Origin of the sequence: Psychrobacter sp. KCTC 72983 (assembly GCF_014280455.1) — a bacterium.
Classification (GTDB): domain Bacteria; phylum Pseudomonadota; class Gammaproteobacteria; order Pseudomonadales; family Moraxellaceae; genus Psychrobacter; species Psychrobacter pacificensis.
In genome coordinates, this window is the sequence record NZ_CP060390.1 from 815,040 (window position 1) to 827,560 (window position 12,521).

Below are 12,521 nucleotides of genomic sequence, written 5' to 3' on the forward strand. Positions count from 1 at the left end.
GTCATTGATTCCCATTATTTAACTTCGCGATTCAAGGACAACTACTCAAAATAACCCCTTCAAACCAGCTATTACCTTTATCAAATTGCCTCAATGAGATACTTAAAACATCTTGCCGCTGTTAGATTAATAAAAGCGATACTAGGATAATGAATATTAAGCACTCAGACTGTCTAATGCCGCACGCAGCTCATCCATTTTTGCCATAATGTTTTGCTGAGCCTTGGCCACAGCCGCGGTGTCATTGGCATCAATATCTGCAAAATTCTGTACCAATGCACTACCCACGATAACACCATCCGCATGAGTACCAATTGCTTTTGCAGAAGCGCCATCACGGATACCAAAGCCGACGCATACTGGCAAGTCTGTTTCTGCTTTGATTGCTTGCACTTGAGTTGCTACATCGTCAGTATCTAGCGTGGCTGAGCCCGTCACACCTTTTAGCGATACATAGTAAATATAACCACCGCAATGGGTCAATACTTGCTCACGGCGCTCAGGCAAAGTGGTCGGCGACAGCAAAAAAATCTCATTCATTGAATGGTCGGTCAAATGCTGCGTAAAGCTACCCGCCTCGGCTGGTGGCAAATCTACCATCAATAAACCATCAACGCCTGACTGCTCGCATAGCGTGACAAAATTGTCATAGCCGATAATCTCTACAGGATTAAGATAGCCCATCAAGATGATTGGCGTTTGCGTGTCGGTTTGGCGAAACTCTGCCACCATCTTTAGCGCATCACGTGTGCTCGTACCTGCGGCTAAGGCACGCTCACCTGCCAGCGATACGACTGGACCATCTGCCATCGGGTCAGAGAACGGCAGACCGACTTCAATCATATCTGCGCCGTGCTTGACCAAGTTATGCAATAGACCGACAGTGGTTGCAGGATTAGGATCGCCTGCCATGACATAAGGAATCAGGGCTTTTTTGTTTTGTGATTTTAAAGTTTCAAAGGTGCTTTCAATTCTGGTCATAGTGGTCTCTTAATTATTATAAACTGGCTTGTCTGACCCTTTATCTAACAAGCTATATTAGGTAAAGGGCATTAGGCAATTTTCTTTATGAAGGAGAGTTTAGCAACTTATAAATTGATCATTCATCAAATGACTTGTTACTACATCTCAATCCCTTCTGCTTTCATTACTGAATGCAAATCTTTGTCACCGCGACCTGACATATTAACGATGATTGTCTGATCAGGCGTCATGGTTTTCGCCAGTTTTAAGGCATAAGCGATAGCATGAGAAGTCTCAAGCGCAGGGATGATACCTTCTTTGCGCGTGGCTTCATGGAAACCTTCTAGCGCCTCTTTGTCAGTACAGCCGACATACTCAACGCGTTTCATGTCTTTTAGGAAGCTGTGCTCAGGACCAACACCAGGATAATCAAGACCGGCTGAGATAGAATGCGTCTCTTGAATCTGACCATCATCATCTGCCATGAGGTAAGTACGGTTACCATGCAGCACGCCAATACGACCTGCAGCCAATGGCGCAGAATGACGACCTGACTCGATACCATCACCCGTGGCTTCGACGCCATACATCTTAACGTCAGTATCATTGAGGAAATCAAAGAACAAACCAATAGCATTTGAACCACCACCGACACAAGCAACCAACGCATCAGGAAGCTTGCCTGTTTTTTCTAAATGCTGAATGCGCGCTTCTTTCCCAATAATCGCTTGGAAATCACGAACCAATAGCGGATAAGGATGCGGCCCTGCAACGGTACCAATAATATAATACGTGCTATCAACATTGGTCACCCAATCACGCATCGCCTCGTTCATCGCGTCTTTTAGCGTGCGTGAGCCAGACGTTACTGGCACCACTGTCGCACCAAGCAAACGCATACGATAGACGTTCATTTTTTGACGCTCGACATCATCAGCACCCATATATACGATACATTCTAGCCCCAAGCGTGCTGCAATCGTTGCGGTCGCGACACCATGCTGTCCTGCGCCAGTTTCGGCGATGATACGTTTTTTGCCACACATCTTGGCAAGCAGTGCTTGTCCAATGGTGTTGTTTACTTTGTGCGCGCCAGTATGGTTCAGGTCTTCACGCTTAAAGTAAATTTGCGCGCCGCCGATCTCATCACTCAAGCGTTTGGCATGATACAGCGGCGTTGGACGACCGACATAATTGACCAAATCGTTATGATACTCTTCCCAGAATGCTGGATCTGCTTTGACTTTGGTATAAAGCGTCTCAAGCTCTTCTAATGCGGCCATCAGCGTCTCAGAGACAAAGCGTCCACCATGCACCCCAAAATGTCCGCGTGCATCAGGGTATTGGTTAAAATCTTGCACGTTTCCAGGATTGGTAAAGGTGTTTACAGATTGTGCTGTAGTAGATAAATCTTTGTTCGCGACATGACTCATGGTAATTCCTACTGTAATAAGTGGTATTTTTTAGAATAAATATAAAGAGAAAAATGAAATAAGATTGGAACGGAAAAATCGGAATAACGACCAAATAAGCCTATTATATATAGAAAATAACCTACGATAACAAACTTAAATGGCGTCAGTGACCGTAGCGTTTTGCCATCGGTCGCGCTTGACCGCTTTCATAAAGGCACGCATCTTAGCAGCATCTTTTTTGCCTTTATCAACCTCGATACCACCACTGACATCGACGCCGTAGATGGGCAGATTTGATGTCTCTGCGACATTTTGCGCATCAAGACCACCAGCCAGTACAATTGGTAGCGCGCTGTCATGGGGAATGAGACACCAGTCAAAGCGCTGCCCTGTCCCGCCATATGCCGCTTGATGATACGCATCCAGCAAAATACTACTGGCACCTGCGTCAGCAAACTGTGCAATCTGAGCACGAACGCTATCTGGCGTGTCTTGCTCTGCATTGATACGCAATGCTTTGATCCAGCGTTTATTGACACGGCTTGCCAGCTGCTCGCATTGTTCAGGCGTTTCATCACCGTGAAACTGAATGATATCAAAAGGTACATCGTTTGCTAATTTGACCAGCTCTTCTTTAGGCATATTGACCACTAACGCCACCACGCTGACAAAAGCAGGCACGGCAGCACTCAATGTCTGTGCTTGCTCTATCGTGACCGCACGCGGACTTGGCGGATAAAACACCAAACCGACTGCGTCTGCACCTAACTGTGCCGCAGTCTGTATATCACTAAGCTGAGTAAATCCGCAAAACTTAACGAGCATTTTGTGACCTTGGATTTTATATTCATAAATCTGACATCGATTATAGCGGCATCAGATAGCGTCAGACTAAAGATAAATCGTGAGATATGATGAGAATTTGTTACGCAAACGGCAAAGCCATTGCATCCAAAAACTTATCCTAGCATACTTTTATGCCGAGTTTTGTTTATGATTGCGATTGATTCATATAGGGATACTTTGATGTCAAAGACTACTAACAACAATGGTAGCAATAATAAAAACAATGACAGTAGCGATAGCGACAGTCCGTTGCATTACTTGATGTGGTTTCGTCGAGATTTGCGCATTCATGATAATACCGCATTGGCAGCACTGTGCGAGCGGGCTAATGAAGACAATGCATCGGTATCCGCCATATTCTTTTTGACGCCCGAGCAGTGGCAACAGCATGACACTTCTCTGGTGCAAGTCGACCATATTGCCCGTACGTTACCTATACTAGCAAAGGATTTGAAATCACAACTGAATATCACTTTAACAGTACAGCTCTGTCCAAGCTTTTCTGACTGTATAGAGTCTCTGACGAGCTTATGTAAGGACAACGACATCAGCTGCGTCATGGCTAACCATGAATACGAAGGCAATGAGAGTGATCGTGATGAGGCATTGAGTGAGCAGCTTGCAAAAGACGACATCGAGTTTGTCCGCTGGCATGACCAATGTATCTTGCCACCGCTGAGTATCACGACAAATGACGGCGATAGTATGTATAAAGTCTTCACGCCGTTTTATAAGAAATGGCGACATACGCTAGACGTTAGCACCACCCAGACGCATGACGCACCAGCAGTCGACTGCGATGATAAAATCGGGCTAAAATCATCGAAAAATAGTGCCCATACAGCTGACGATATCAAAGCCCTCAGTGAAGAAATGCTTGGTGATTATCAAAAGACGCTGCAAAAAGAAGACTCGTTACAGCATATCGATATAAAAGCCCAACTCACAGCCGCAAGAGACGCCTATCCTGCGGGTGAATCTGCTGCTTGCCAGCGCTTAGATGAGTTTGTCGCTGATGATATCAATGACTATGATGTCAGCCGTGATGTGCCACACCTGCATGCCACCAGTCAGCTATCCGCTTATCTCACTATAGGCACCATCAGCCCTCGACTGTGCTATTTACAAGCCAGCAAAGTACAAGAAAAGCTACACGGCAATGATGGCGATAATGAAGATATCGACCGCTGGATAAGCGAGCTTGCTTGGCGAGATTTTTATCGTCATGTGCTGGTCGATAAGCCAAACCTGATTCGCCATAAAGCGTATAAAGAGGACACTGACAATAAAGTTAGTTGGTCATATGATGACGATGATTTTAAATCATGGTGCACGGGCAAAACAGGCGTACCACTCGTTGATGCGGCGATGCGCTGTCTGAACGCTACTGGATTTATGCACAATCGACTGCGCATGGTCACGGCAATGTTTTTGACCAAAGACTTGTTGATTGATTGGCGCTTGGGTGAGCGCTACTTTATGCAGCAGCTCATCGATGGGGATTTTGCCTCCAATAATGGCGGCTGGCAATGGAGCGCATCAACAGGTACTGACTCAGCGCCTTATTTTCGTATTATGAACCCCTTTAGCCAAGGCAGCACTCATGATAAAAAAGCGATATTTATCAAAACGTGGCTACCAGAACTAAAAGACATCCCCGCGAGCACTTTGCATAGTGAGGATAAAATGCGTAAAGCACTGGCGAAGGGTGGAGACTTTGCAAATGTGGACTACCCTGCGCCGATGGTCGAACATAAATCAGCACGTAAGCTCGCCATTGCTGAATTCAAAAAAGAGTAAACTAGCTATTAAATAATTTAGCTATTAGTGACTGCTGGCAACTGACATGCGCCTGCACCCTGCGTGTTGACCGTCACGACAGCACCCGTTAAAGCAAACAGCTGCTGCAATTGCGTTTGAGCATTTTGCAGCGCCATATTCATGACATCTCCTCGGCAGGCACGCTCTAGCACTTCTTTTTTTGCCATGGTTTGTGCTTGCGCCAATATCTTAGGATCAACTTGCATCATGCCAAAAGCGCCTGTCTGCCAGTCATAAATCTCGATATCATCTAAATATACTGAAAATATCTCTGTAGGTGGTAAGGTAATATTGATTTGTGGCATGGCTGAGGCAGGTGCATTATTCGCTGCTTGCTCATCCTCTGCATCAGTTATAGTCTGAGTAGGCTGAATGACCTGCACCATCTCAGGCGTCAAAGCACTCAGATCAACCCCTGCTTCGACGCGGCCATGAGCGATGAACAGCGCTTTTTGTTCATCTTGCCACAACTTCATCCAACTCCCCGGACGCTCACTCGTAATCACCGTATCAACACTAAACGCGACGGTATGGAGTCTGTTTAATTGCTGGATTTGCGTGACCACGCCTTCTCGAGTGATGGTTTCTATCGGTTCTTCTTCTGTGATTTTTTGCGCGCTATAAATAGCAAAAACGATGGCTGCTAAGCCAATGAGTAATATTACCCAAGACATCATGGCAATAGGCTGCTTCGCTGGCTTGTGGGTGCCATTGGTATTGTTCATATCAGGACTACTCATAGAAGTTACCTTTATAAAGGTGCATCGTTATAAGAGTGCATCGTTTTTCAGATGACCAACGGTTTTATATAATTAAAACAAATACTTAACCTGTAAATGCGACTATTGTGCAGTAAATTCAAGTAGTGGCTACCAATCTTCTACATAATACGTAAATTGTGCTTATCTTAAAATCTTATAAATATAGTGAATTCAGTATAAAAACGACACAGTGGGACTGGGATAAATTTTTCGCAGCATCGAGCAGCGTAAGCACAGCACGCAAGGAAAATTTAGACCAGTTCCACCTTGATATATAATGTATCTGTTTTATTTAGGATTGACTATAACTCAATTATTCGAGTCTCATCTCAGCCTTTGTATAACGTTCGGTCTGAAAAGATAAAAAGTCATTGCGTCTTAGGCGAACTTTACCTAACATAGTCAGATTGTATGTATAAAATGTCAGTCTTTTAGCATTATCAGGCTCTTGCCCTGAATATATTGCATTTCGGCATATTCATACCTTAAATCAAATTTACCTCTCTTATTTACTCTTATAAGAGTGGTTCTTACTGATGTGCTTTTTTATATCAGCATGTGAGTAACTAGGAAATACCCTAGAATATTGCTAAGTGATAAAGGTAAGCTTGCGGCGGCAATGAAACGATTAGCCATACGCTCAACATCCTACTATTTCTTATTTTTTTATCAAAGATAAGGTTACGCTTTATTTATGAAAGCCAGTCAATTTTTATTTGCCACACTAAAAGAAACCCCAAGTGATGCCGACATCGCCTCAAGCCAATTGATGGTGCGTGCTGGTCTTATCCGCAAGATCGCTTCTGGATTGTATATTTGGTTGCCCATGGGTCTGCGTATTTTGCAAAAGGTTGAGCGCATCGTTCGTGAAGAGATGCAAAACATCGGCGCACAAGAGTTACTGATGCCGATGACGCAGCCTGCTGAGCTATGGCAGACCAGCGGACGCTTTGAAGACTACGGCCCTGAGCTACTGCGTTTCAAAGACCGTCATGATCGTGACTTTGTGCTGGGTCCAACGCATGAAGAAGTCATCACCAATCTGGCAAAAGGCGAGCTACGTAGTTATAAGCAACTACCGATTACTTTCTTTCAGATTCAAAGCAAATTCCGTGACGAGATTCGTCCACGCTTTGGTGTGATGCGCGCACGCGAATTTACCATGAAAGATGCTTACTCGTTCCATATCGATCAAGCCTCACTTGCTGAGACTTATCGAGATATGTACGACGCCTATACTCGTATCTTTAGCCGTTTGGGTTTTGACTTTCGTGCGGTACAAGCGGATTCAGGCTCTATCGGCGGCTTTGCCTCACATGAGTTTCATGTTTTGGCAGACAGCGGCGAAGATGACATTGCCTTCTCCACCATCTCTGATTATGCGGCCAATATTGAGCTTGCTGAAGCCATTAGCACAGGCGAGCGTCAGCCTGCGACCCAAGAACTGACCAACGTTGATACCGTTAATATGCCAACCTGCGAAGCAGTTGCTGAGCATTTAGACATTCCACTTGCCACCACCGTGAAAACCTTGATTGTCAAAGGTCATACGCCAGAAGGCGAAGAGCAGTTGGTTGCGCTGGTACTGCGCGGCGATCATACGCTCAACGACATCAAAGCGGAAAAAATCGAAGAAGTAAACACGCCGCTGACTATGGCGAGTGAAGAGGAGCTAAAAGCCGCAGGACTGCTCAAAGGCTATATCGGTGTCGATCTAGATATTCCTGTGTTCGTCGATCGCGCAGCGGCTATTCTCTCTGACTTTGTCGCTGGTGCCAACGAAGTCAACAAACACGCAACCGGAGTCAATTGGGATCGTGACGCGCACATCACACGCATCGTTGATATCCGCAACGTACTCGAAGGCGACGCCTCACCTGATGGTCAGGGAACCCTACAAATCAAACGCGGTATCGAAGTTGGTCATATTTTCCAGTTGGGTGATAAGTACTCACAAGCACTTGGCTGCAGCGTCTCAGGCGAAGCTGGCAAGCCGGTAACCTTGATGATGGGCTGCTATGGTATCGGCGTCAGCCGTATCATCGCTGCTGCCATCGAGCAAAACCACGATGATAACGGTATCATATGGCCACAAACACCTGATGTAAAAGACTCACTTGCGCCTTTTGAAGTAGCTATCGTACCGATGAAGTCAAAAGAAGAGACGGTCATGCAGACTGCCACTGAGCTTTATGAGATGCTAAAGGCCAAAGGTGTCAACATCCTACTGGACGATCGTAACGAACGCCCAGGAGTGAAGTTTGCTGATTTAGAATTGATTGGTATTCCACACCGTATCGTCGTGTCTGATCGTAACATCGCTGAAGACAAATACGAATATGTCAATCGTCGTGACGGTGAAAAAGAGTTGCTTAGCCGTGACGAGCTACTGGCAAAACTTGGCTGTGAATAAATCGTAGTCCAAGCATACAGCGTCAGTAAATTGAACGTCAGATATGTTTGATTTGAGACACAAGAAAAGCGCCTATCCCATTAAATGAGAAAGGCGCTTTTTTGTACGACTTATAAATTATTGGCGAATCAAACGACTCGGCGCAGGCAATAGTGCCATATCACTGACACGGCAAGGATTGATATCGATACCGCCGCGGCGTGTATACCATGCGCGTACCATCAACTCACTTGGCTGATAATACTGACTCAAATCCGCAAAAATCTGCTCAACACACTGCTCATGAAAGCCGTTATGCTGACGGAAACTTAATATATAACGTAGCATATTTGCGTTGTTAAAAGGCTTGTCAGTTGTTATCGACACGGCTAGTGTGCCCCAATCTGGCTGATTGGTCACAGGGCAGTTACTACGCAGCAGATTAGAATAAAAAACATAAGGCTGATTGCTGTTATTTGCCACACGTTCACCGCTCGCTTCTGTTACATCATTACTCAACAGTGATGCATCAGGATGCTCAGTTAACGCGATTTTTCCCGTGCTACCTGCCAATGCGTCATCAATACAAATACCTGTTGGCTGGGCTATTAGCAGGCTTGCTGCATCATTCAGCGTAAATAACTCCACCTGTACTTCCGCTTGCAAACAGGCTGACAGGTCTTTAGCGATCAACGCTTGAACATAATTCCAACTGGCGAACCCAGTAAAATTGATACTGTTCAAATATAGCTTGAGCGATTTTGACTCGACAATAAAGGGCGAGCTGGCAGGAATACTAAACCGCGCCATCGCCACTTGCGAAATACCTTGTAGATTTAACCACGAGATCTCGAATGCCTGCCACCAATCTACGCCGACCGTTAGTTTGTCAGCGTGCCAGCCAATCACATCGCGTCCCATACTACGTGCAATAGGATATAGCGTCTCTGGGCTATACTCAGTCGGATAATCGGTGGTTTGTTCTCCTAAAATACCATGAATACTCATTTACTTTCCTACTATTTAATCGTTAAACCCTAACTGCTCAACCGACAGCGCTTTGGGCATCGCTATCGCTTCACACGCTGACCATCACAAGCGCACGCGTGAGCCATTATTCAACAAACGATAAGCAATGGTATAAAATATTGCACAAAATACAAAAATCGCTGCCATCGAATACCAAACGTTGACATCAGAGTAGCCCAAGATACCGTAACGGAATGAGTTGACCATATAGACGATAGGGTTTAATAGCGAGATGTTTTGCCAAAATGGTGATAAATTTTCCATCGAATAGAACACGCCGCCAAGATAGGTCAGCGGCGTCAATACAAAGCTTGGAATGATAGAGATATCATCAAATGATCGCGCAAACACCGCATTGATAAAACCGCCTAATGAAAACAAGGTAGACGTGCCAAGTACCGTAAATACAGTGACAAATAAATGCTCAATACCAAGGTCAGTAAAGAATAACGCGACAATCGAAACAATGACACCGATGGCCAGTCCACGGAAGATACCACCGCTGACATAACCCATCAAAATTGCATGCTTGGAGACGGGTGAAACGAGCAGCTCCTCGATACTAGACGTGAATTTGGCACTAAAAAAGCTCGAAACCACGTTCGAGTAACTGTTGGTAATGATCGACATCATGATCAAACCTGGTACGATGAATTGCATGTAGGGCACGCCGCCCATCTCACCTACGCGCGAGCCAATCATCTTACCAAAAATGACAAAGTACAAGCTCATCGTAATCACTGGCGGTAATAGCGTCTGCGGCCAAATACGCAGAATACGGCGCACTTCTTTGAACCAAATAGTACGAAACGCAATCCACTTTTTACTCAGTGACATCGTTTTATTATGATCGATTAGTTCCTGACTCATAATCCCGCCTCCTTCATGCTGTTTGCACTTTCAATATTTTTGTCAACCAAGCGCATAAACAACTCTTCTAGACGGTTGGCTTTATTACGCATACTGCCGACTTTGATGCCTTTATCGGATAACTGATCAAAGACACCATTTAATGACTCGCCTTCTGTCAGGGTGACTTCTAGCGTCTGCTTATCTGGCTGGGAGATGTCTGTCACTCCAGTCAGAGCCAATTGCTCATTGAGCGGCGTCTCTAAATCAAAGACAAACGTCTCTACAGATAACTGCGCCAATAAATCTTTCATTTCTGTATTGATACGAATCTCACCGTGATCCAAGATCGCAATACGTTTACACAACTGCTCGGCTTCTTCGAGATAATGGGTGGTCAATATAATCGTGGTGTTTTCTTCGATATTGATCTGCTGCATAAACTCCCACATCGAGCGGCGCAGCTCAATATCCACCCCTGCTGTGGGCTCATCGAGAATCAGTAATTTTGGTTTATGAATCAAGGCGCGCGCGATCATCAGACGGCGTTTCATACCGCCAGATAAATCACGCGATTTGCTGTCACGCTTGTCCCATAGCCCCAGTGCTGTCAGCAGGCTTTTTGCGCGAGGTCTGGCTTCTTTTGCTGGAATACCAAAGTAACCTGCTTGCGTAATCAAGATATCTTCGACTTTCTCAAACATATTGAAATTAAATTCTTGCGGTACTACGCCAAGGTACTGTTTGGCAATCGAAGGGTTCTCTAATAAATCTGTCCCAAAAATATGGACACTACCCGTTGTTGGCTTAAATAGTGAACTGATAATGCCAATCATGGTGGACTTACCTGCGCCATTTGGGCCAAGCAGTGCAAAGAACCCACCTTGTGGTACGGTTAAATCAACCCCTTTTAACGCCGAAAACCCATTGTCATAGGTTTTGGATAAGCCTTGGATAGAAAGTGCTGGTACATCAGACATGAAGACCTCTTATTTTTTATCAATTTGTATAAAACACGATTTTAGAATAATAGGCCGTGTTGAACATTCGACTGTCATTATCATACTGACCGAGGCCATATAAAAATGTTCAACACGCTCTACTATCTAGAAGACACGGTGTAATCTCATAAAATGAGGCTGCTAATCGCAAATTTCAACTGCTTTATATTTGAAGTACCGTATTAATAATACTTATTATAAAAAAGCGCCTATCTCATTACTGAAATAGGCGCTTTATCGATAACTGTTGTAAGAGCCAGCAAAGCCGCTAGCAAAAATTAGCTGGCTTCTGCAACCATATAGTCTACAGCGTTTTGGACTTCTTCATCAGGAATGTCCGCGCCGCCTTTGGCAGGCATCGCATTGAAACCATTGATAGCATGGGTATATAGCGTATCTTTACCTTTCGCGATACGTGGTCCCCAAGCGCCAGCATCACCAAAGATAGGTGAACCTAACAAACCAGAGGCGTGACAAGTATGGCATACCGCATTGTATACTGCTTTACCATCACGAGGACCGTCACCAGCAGATGGGCCAGATGAGCGTGCTGTTACATCACACACTTCATCGTCTTCAAAACATACAGTTGCAACAGGTTGAATACGGGCAATCAGATTAGGATACAAAGCAATCAGCTTTTGTACTTGCGGCGTATCTTGCGGAATCGGCTCTTCGTCAGCGGCAGGCGCTGCAGCGGCGGTCTCTTCACCTTCTGCTGGAGCGGCACCATCAGCAGGTGCAGCGCCATCTGTTGTGTCTGCAGCAGCTTGGGGCTCACCACCTAGCGTTTGAGGTGCCTCTTCTACGACTTCTTGGCCTTCTGCGACGTCAGTCACAGTTACAGGCGTGTCGACAATATCTTCAGCTTGGCTCACCGCGATACTAGCGATTCCTAGAATGGCAGCTGCCGATAACATAACTACTTTTCTCATTCGTCACGTTCTCTTATTACGTATACAAGGACTAGCACGGCGCGGACATTCTGTCTGTCCTCCTTTGACGACCTCTAAGTCCTCAATAGCAGACAGCCATCCCGCGTGCCAGCGCACTTGCAATCGGTGATTATAAATATGAATTCTCCCCAACATTATAAGGGAAAAGGCAGGTAAATTGCCATGCTTGTTTAATGACTTGGCTGTTTTTTCTTAAAAAACCTCAATCACGACTGTCATTTATTGGCTTTATGCGTTTTATTTGTTAGACTAAGCGGTCTTTATTTCTAGGCATCTTATGCTGGTTATCATGCGCATCTAAGCGTGACAGTCAGACATATCGTTATCATATGCGCTCGTAGCTCAGTTGGATAGAGTATCGGTTTCCGAAGCCGAGGGTCGTGGGTTCGATTCCCGCCGGGCGCACCAATCATCGTATTTCACCCTTCCTCAGCATTACCTAAAACCTCTAAAGCCCTTTAATATCAAAAATTCAAGTCTTTCAATAT

Annotated in this window: 10 protein-coding genes and 1 tRNA gene; 3 read left to right on the plus strand and 8 right to left on the minus strand. The window is 45.1% G+C overall.

Translation table 11 applies throughout. The annotated features are described in order from the left end of the window. Window positions 1–156: 156 nt before the first annotated feature. The 3 genes from trpA to PSBA01_RS03500 form a co-directional block, all read right to left on the minus strand. Window positions 157–981, minus strand: a complete 825-nt coding sequence (gene trpA, locus PSBA01_RS03490) for a tryptophan synthase subunit alpha (protein WP_186475046.1) — start codon at window positions 979–981, stop codon at window positions 157–159. A 140-nt stretch (window positions 982–1,121) separates the two neighbouring features. Beyond that, window positions 1,122–2,396, minus strand: coding sequence for a tryptophan synthase subunit beta (trpB, locus tag PSBA01_RS03495; RefSeq protein WP_228724628.1), 1,275 nt, complete (start codon window positions 2,394–2,396; stop codon window positions 1,122–1,124). Window positions 2,397–2,531: 135 nt separating this feature from the next. Next, window positions 2,532–3,203 carry a phosphoribosylanthranilate isomerase gene (locus tag PSBA01_RS03500; RefSeq protein ID WP_186475047.1) on the minus strand — a complete coding sequence of 224 codons (672 nt, stop codon included), beginning with the start codon at window positions 3,201–3,203 and terminating at the stop codon, window positions 2,532–2,534. 201 nt (window positions 3,204–3,404) lie between these two features. Here PSBA01_RS03500 and PSBA01_RS03505 point away from each other — a divergent pair, with 201 nt between their 5' ends. Next, window positions 3,405–5,024 carry a cryptochrome/photolyase family protein gene (locus PSBA01_RS03505; RefSeq protein WP_186475048.1) on the plus strand — a complete coding sequence of 540 codons (1,620 nt, stop codon included), beginning with the start codon at window positions 3,405–3,407 and terminating at the stop codon, window positions 5,022–5,024. 17 nt (window positions 5,025–5,041) lie between these two features. On the opposite strand, the gene PSBA01_RS03510 is transcribed toward PSBA01_RS03505, so the two are convergent. Further along, window positions 5,042–5,785 carry a DUF4230 domain-containing protein gene (locus PSBA01_RS03510; RefSeq protein WP_083328867.1) on the minus strand — a complete coding sequence of 248 codons (744 nt, stop codon included), beginning with the start codon at window positions 5,783–5,785 and terminating at the stop codon, window positions 5,042–5,044. A gap of 715 nt (window positions 5,786–6,500) precedes the next feature. Between PSBA01_RS03510 and PSBA01_RS03515 the strand changes: the two genes are divergently transcribed. Continuing rightward, on the plus strand, window positions 6,501–8,219 hold the full coding sequence (locus PSBA01_RS03515; RefSeq protein ID WP_186475049.1) for a proline--tRNA ligase: 1,719 nt from the start codon (window positions 6,501–6,503) through the stop codon (window positions 8,217–8,219). 117 nt (window positions 8,220–8,336) lie between these two features. Here the strand turns inward: PSBA01_RS03515 and queF are convergent, their stop codons facing one another. The 4 genes from queF to PSBA01_RS03535 all read right to left on the minus strand — a co-directional run bounded on the left by queF (window position 8,337) and on the right by PSBA01_RS03535 (window position 12,012). Further along, complete coding sequence (queF, locus tag PSBA01_RS03520) at window positions 8,337–9,206, minus strand: NADPH-dependent 7-cyano-7-deazaguanine reductase QueF (RefSeq protein WP_186475050.1); 870 nt, start codon at window positions 9,204–9,206, stop codon at window positions 8,337–8,339. A gap of 84 nt (window positions 9,207–9,290) precedes the next feature. Beyond that, a complete protein-coding gene (locus PSBA01_RS03525) occupies window positions 9,291–10,064 on the minus strand; it encodes an ABC transporter permease (RefSeq protein WP_186475421.1) in 774 nt (257 codons plus the stop codon). Between the two features lie 29 nt (window positions 10,065–10,093). Continuing rightward, window positions 10,094–11,056 (minus strand): ABC transporter ATP-binding protein, encoded by a 963-nt coding sequence (locus PSBA01_RS03530; RefSeq protein ID WP_071002228.1) that lies wholly within the window; start codon window positions 11,054–11,056, stop codon window positions 10,094–10,096. Between the two features lie 299 nt (window positions 11,057–11,355). Beyond that, a complete protein-coding gene (locus tag PSBA01_RS03535; RefSeq protein ID WP_186475051.1) occupies window positions 11,356–12,012 on the minus strand; it encodes a c-type cytochrome in 657 nt (218 codons plus the stop codon). A 352-nt stretch (window positions 12,013–12,364) separates the two neighbouring features. On the opposite strand from PSBA01_RS03535, the gene PSBA01_RS03540 reads away from it, so the two are divergent. Beyond that, window positions 12,365–12,441: transfer RNA gene (locus PSBA01_RS03540), tRNA-Arg, on the plus strand. Window positions 12,442–12,521 lie beyond the last annotated feature (80 nt).

What these genes read in the sequence shown, in the direction of transcription:
- PSBA01_RS03500 (WP_186475047.1), bottom strand. Translation starts at nt 3,203, where the DNA reads ATGCTCGTTAAGTTTTGCGGATTTACTCAGCTTAGTGATATACAGACT.
- PSBA01_RS03530 (WP_071002228.1), bottom strand. Translation starts at nt 11,056, where the DNA reads ATGTCTGATGTACCAGCACTTTCTATCCAAGGCTTATCCAAAACCTAT.
- trpA (WP_186475046.1), bottom strand. Translation starts at nt 981, where the DNA reads ATGACCAGAATTGAAAGCACCTTTGAAACTTTAAAATCACAAAACAAA.
- PSBA01_RS03525 (WP_186475421.1), bottom strand. Translation starts at nt 10,064, where the DNA reads ATGTCACTGAGTAAAAAGTGGATTGCGTTTCGTACTATTTGGTTCAAA.
- PSBA01_RS03510 (WP_083328867.1), bottom strand. Translation starts at nt 5,785, where the DNA reads ATGAGTAGTCCTGATATGAACAATACCAATGGCACCCACAAGCCAGCG.
- PSBA01_RS03515 (WP_186475049.1), top strand. Translation starts at nt 6,501, where the DNA reads ATGAAAGCCAGTCAATTTTTATTTGCCACACTAAAAGAAACCCCAAGT.
- queF (WP_186475050.1), bottom strand. Translation starts at nt 9,206, where the DNA reads ATGAGTATTCATGGTATTTTAGGAGAACAAACCACCGATTATCCGACT.
- PSBA01_RS03505 (WP_186475048.1), top strand. Translation starts at nt 3,405, where the DNA reads ATGTCAAAGACTACTAACAACAATGGTAGCAATAATAAAAACAATGAC.
- PSBA01_RS03535 (WP_186475051.1), bottom strand. Translation starts at nt 12,012, where the DNA reads ATGAGAAAAGTAGTTATGTTATCGGCAGCTGCCATTCTAGGAATCGCT.
- trpB (WP_228724628.1), bottom strand. Translation starts at nt 2,396, where the DNA reads ATGAGTCATGTCGCGAACAAAGATTTATCTACTACAGCACAATCTGTA.